At 55.7% G+C, this 3,889-nt stretch carries 3 protein-coding genes and 1 tRNA gene; 1 reads left to right on the top strand and 3 read right to left on the bottom strand.

Features of this window, described 5'->3' with window-relative positions; genetic code table 11:
* Nucleotides 1-279: 279 nt before the first annotated feature.
* The 3 genes from DES29_RS12200 to DES29_RS12190 form a co-directional block, all read right to left on the bottom strand.
* Nucleotides 280-2,109 (bottom strand): carbon starvation CstA family protein, encoded by a 1,830-nt coding sequence (locus tag DES29_RS12200; protein WP_005430383.1) that lies wholly within the window; start codon nucleotides 2,107-2,109, stop codon nucleotides 280-282.
* Nucleotides 2,110-2,403: 294 nt separating this feature from the next.
* Nucleotides 2,404-2,931 (bottom strand): hypothetical protein, encoded by a 528-nt coding sequence (locus DES29_RS12195; RefSeq protein ID WP_021995245.1) that lies wholly within the window; start codon nucleotides 2,929-2,931, stop codon nucleotides 2,404-2,406.
* A gap of 145 nt (nucleotides 2,932-3,076) precedes the next feature.
* Nucleotides 3,077-3,484, bottom strand: a complete 408-nt coding sequence (locus DES29_RS12190) for a DUF1178 family protein (RefSeq protein WP_021995244.1) — start codon at nucleotides 3,482-3,484, stop codon at nucleotides 3,077-3,079.
* 178 nt (nucleotides 3,485-3,662) lie between these two features.
* Between DES29_RS12190 and DES29_RS12185 the strand changes: the two genes are divergently transcribed.
* A tRNA-Ser gene (locus tag DES29_RS12185) sits at nucleotides 3,663-3,753 on the top strand.
* Nucleotides 3,754-3,889: the final 136 nt, after the last annotated feature.

The raw sequence follows: 3,889 nt of genomic DNA, 5'->3' as shown, positions 1-3,889 counted from the left end.
CTTGTGCCTCATATCCGATTCCTGTTTGTCAGGCTGGCGGTTTGCTATCGGCTTCCTTCATCGATTCGTTGCCTCCTCGACTCTGCCGAGTTGCTCGGTCCTTCCCGCGACCGGGCGGACAGTGGACTTTCACCACACAATCACACGTGCGCTGCCGGGCGCACCATGAGAAAAGCACTCGGCAGCGCAAACCGCACGAGTGCTTGAAGAGAGTCCAGATCGTCGGAGCCGACGGTTTTTTCATGACGACCGTACGGCTCCAGCAATCCTTGCCGATAGTTATTCCTCGACGATGGTCTTCACTTCCACGCCGTACTTATCTTTGACGGTGGTGTGGATGTTGAGAAGCACCATCCAGCGGCGAAGGACGCCCACGATCACGAAGAGCATGAGGCACATCACGAGCGCCGAGAGGAAGGCCAGCAGATACTGACCAGACGGCAGATACTGATTGATGATCAGCCAAATACCGGCCCAGAAAGTGATGAAAGTCATCAGAATGCCGGGCGCACCAGTCGTCCACGCATACTTGACATGATTCATGCGGATGATGACGGTCGTACCGATCAGAAGCGTCACAGAGGCAAGCAGCTGATTGCAGATACCGAAGAGCGGCCAGATCGAACCGATGTCTCCCGAGTAGACGAGGTAGCCCCATGCGCCGGTAAAGACCGCAGAGGTGATGATGATGCCGGGCCACCAATCCTTATCAGCGAAGCGCGGCCAAACCTTACCCACCATCTCCTGCAGGAAGAAGCGGCCCACACGGGTGCCGGCATCCACTGCAGTCAGAATGAACACGGCTTCAAACATGATGGCGAAGTGATACCAATAGGCCATCAGGCTTTCCATAGCCGGGATCTTCGAGAAGATGTGAGCCATGCCGACGGCGAGCGACACAGAGCCGCCCGGACGGTGCATCAGGTTTTCCTGAACCTCTGCTTCAAGCGTCGGGAGTTCAACAACATCCATGCCGAGCTTGGCAAACTTTTCTGCCGGAGCATTGATGGCGAAGTAGTCGGCCGGAACGAGCACGCAGGCAGCAACGAGCGCCATGACGGCCACGAAGCCCTCCATCAGCATTGCGCCGTACCCGACAAACAGAACATCCTTTTCATTGTTGATCATCTTCGGCGTCGTGCCCGTGCCGATAGTGGCATGGAAGCCCGAAAGCGCACCGCAGGCGATGGTAATGAAGAGGAACGGAATAACCGGACCGCCGATGATCGGGCCGCCGCCGTGGATGAATTCCGTAATGGCCGGCATGTGGAACGTAGGCATCACGAAGGCGATGCCGATGGCCAGCGCGCCGATCGTGCCGATCTTCAGGAAGGTGGAGAGGTAATCGCGCGGAAGGAGCAGGAGCCACACCGGCAGAACCGAAGCGAGGAAACCGTAAGCCGGGATGATGAGGCTCATCTCAGGCTTATCGATGTCGAGCCATCCGAAGTACTCGGGGTGCGAGGCAACCCACGGGCCCGAAAGGATGCAGAGGAAGAGCAGTACGACGCCCATGATGGTCGCGCCGCGCACGTCGCCCTTACGCCAAACCTGCATGTAAAGCCCCATCAAAACGGCGATAGGAATCGTGCAGAAGACGGTGTAGGTCGACCAGAGCGAATTGTGCATCGCGTTCACGACAGCAATCGAAAGACCTGCCAGCGTGAGCAGCAAAATGGCCAGCACAGCCCACGCAGCAACGCGGCCCGTAGTGGTGTCAATTTCCTGCGAAGCGATGTAGGCCAGAGACTTCCCGCGGTGGCGAACCGAGCAGAAAAGCACGACCATGTCGTGCACGCCGCCGGCCAGCACGCAGCCGATCAAGATCCAAAGCAGACCAGGCAGATAGCCGAACTGCGCTGCCAGCACCGGACCGAGCAGCGGACCGGCAGCCGCAATGGCGGCAAAGTGATGCCCGAAGAGCACGTATTTATTAGTGGGGACGTAGTCTTTGCCGTCCTCAAAGCGGTTTGCAGGGGTTTCGCGCGCCGCATTGATGTTGAGCACCTTTTGCGCCACCCACAAACCGTAGAAACGGTATGCGATGGCAAAGATGCACAGCGCCGCAAATACGATGGTGATTGCATTCACCCCGTTTAGCGATTCCATGACGATCTTCCTTAAGTGGGTTGATGATGCGTTGGAATTGCCTTGGATCTTGATGTCCCTTAAAACCTAAGTCGAGCCATCCTTTGCGGGTGTTCGTGCCTCTGCTTACTCAGAGCTTGATTGTGTTTGCTCAGGTCTTCGGTGATTTCCAACTTCTAACGAGTGTATCGATAGAATCCGGCATAGGGAAACCGACTTTTACAAAGTCAACATCAACATTTGATCAGACGCTGATATCTAAGGGTTATCGAGCATTTAGGATAAATGACTAGTTCATTTGACCTAAATTTCTACTCAGAAGGTGGGTCTATAAGGCGCGGAGAGCTCCAAAGACTTACGGGAACCCGAGAAGACGCCGGACCAGGCGATCATCAGTGTGATGTATTCCGCCGGACTCATCTTTGTGCCGCTGCGCGCGAGTTCCTCCTGCTGCTCAGTGAGCAGTTTGAGCGATGTGAGATACGCATCCAACGTACGGCGCACCACCGCTTCATCATCGACGTTCTCGAAAACGTCATGTCCGGCATAGGCACAAACCGCTTCTCGAAGATTTTTCGTCAGTGCACTCCCCGCCCAGCCGTTCGGCGCAACACGATCATCGCCGCCCTGTCCGAGGAAGAGGTTCGCGATGTCGTCGAAAAACTCTTCAGCCTGCTCGGCCGCATCTTTGCAGTCATCCGACTCCGGTGCATTGGCTTCAAGCCAATCACGCTGCATGGAAGCGATGCCGAGTTCTTCGAGCATCAGGAAGACGGTGCTCTGGTCGGTCAAATCAGCGGGACCATGCGGTTGGGTTTCTTTGGCAGCGGGAAATTGTTCCATCGCACAGCTCTCTAAGATTTATTGGCGGACTTTTTGGAATACCGGACCGACTTCCAGCCTATCGTCCGGCAAGGCTTTTTCTGGAAGAGCCGAGGCAAGATTTTAGCCTCGAGCCGTTTGCAAGGACCTTAAGAAAAGGCTTTTCTCAGTTCATTGGTTCAAACCAATCTTTTGGAAGCGCCAGCACGTCAATGCCTTCGGCGCGCAGTTCCGCTTCCTCTCGCGGCGTGCATTTCCCGCGTACGGATTCGCATGCAGCAGCTCCGCTCGCCATTGCACGCACCGTTTCCGGAAAACCCTCGCCGACATCGCGGGCTTTCATGGCGGCATGACGCAGTGCCGTCAGCAGTTCAGAAAGAGACGCAGCAGGAGCCGCGGATTGGGAAGAAGCGGAGGCTTCTGCCGCTTTCACTGCAGGAGCACTCGGCAATCTTGAAAGAACCAATGAGCCGCAGACCGGGCATGCGCTTGGGCCGACATCCTCTTCCGAACGCAACCATGCCTCAAACACGTGATGGTTTTCACAGCGATAATCAAAGATCTTCAATGACATGCTGATCAGCTCCGAAAACACAAGACGGGAAATTTCAACTTTCGCCGTCTTTTTTATTCAGTCACTCGTGACAAACCTTTCGTTCTTTGGTATATTCCTGCTTCTCGGTTTCGGGCACCTGCCCAACCTGCAGCAAAGCCTTCACCACGGCGCTGCAACTCACAGCCGAGCACATCATGGAAGGATGGCAGAGTGGTTGATTGTACCGCCCTGGAAAGGCGGCATACGGAAATTCCGTATCGAGGGTTCGAATCCCTCTCCTTCCGCCAGATTCCAATCCCAGACAGTCTTAGGACGTCTGGGATTTTTATTTGTGCGCCCGGCAGCGCACGTGTGATTGTGTGGTGAAAGTCCACTGTCCGCCCGGTCGCGGGAAGGACTAGCAACTCGGCAGAGTCGAGGAGG

The organism is Sutterella wadsworthensis (assembly GCF_003315195.1).
GTDB lineage: Bacteria > Pseudomonadota > Gammaproteobacteria > Burkholderiales > Burkholderiaceae_F > Sutterella > Sutterella wadsworthensis.
Note: the sequence above shows the minus strand (reverse complement) of the source record. Positions and strands in the feature narration are given on the sequence as shown.

Excerpts from the sequence above, each read along its gene's own strand:
- DES29_RS12200 (WP_005430383.1), bottom strand. The coding sequence starts at position 2,109 with ATGGAATCGCTAAACGGGGTGAATGCAATCACCATCGTATTTGCGGCG.
- DES29_RS12195 (WP_021995245.1), bottom strand. The coding sequence starts at position 2,931 with ATGGAACAATTTCCCGCTGCCAAAGAAACCCAACCGCATGGTCCCGCT.
- DES29_RS12190 (WP_021995244.1), bottom strand. The coding sequence starts at position 3,484 with ATGTCATTGAAGATCTTTGATTATCGCTGTGAAAACCATCACGTGTTT.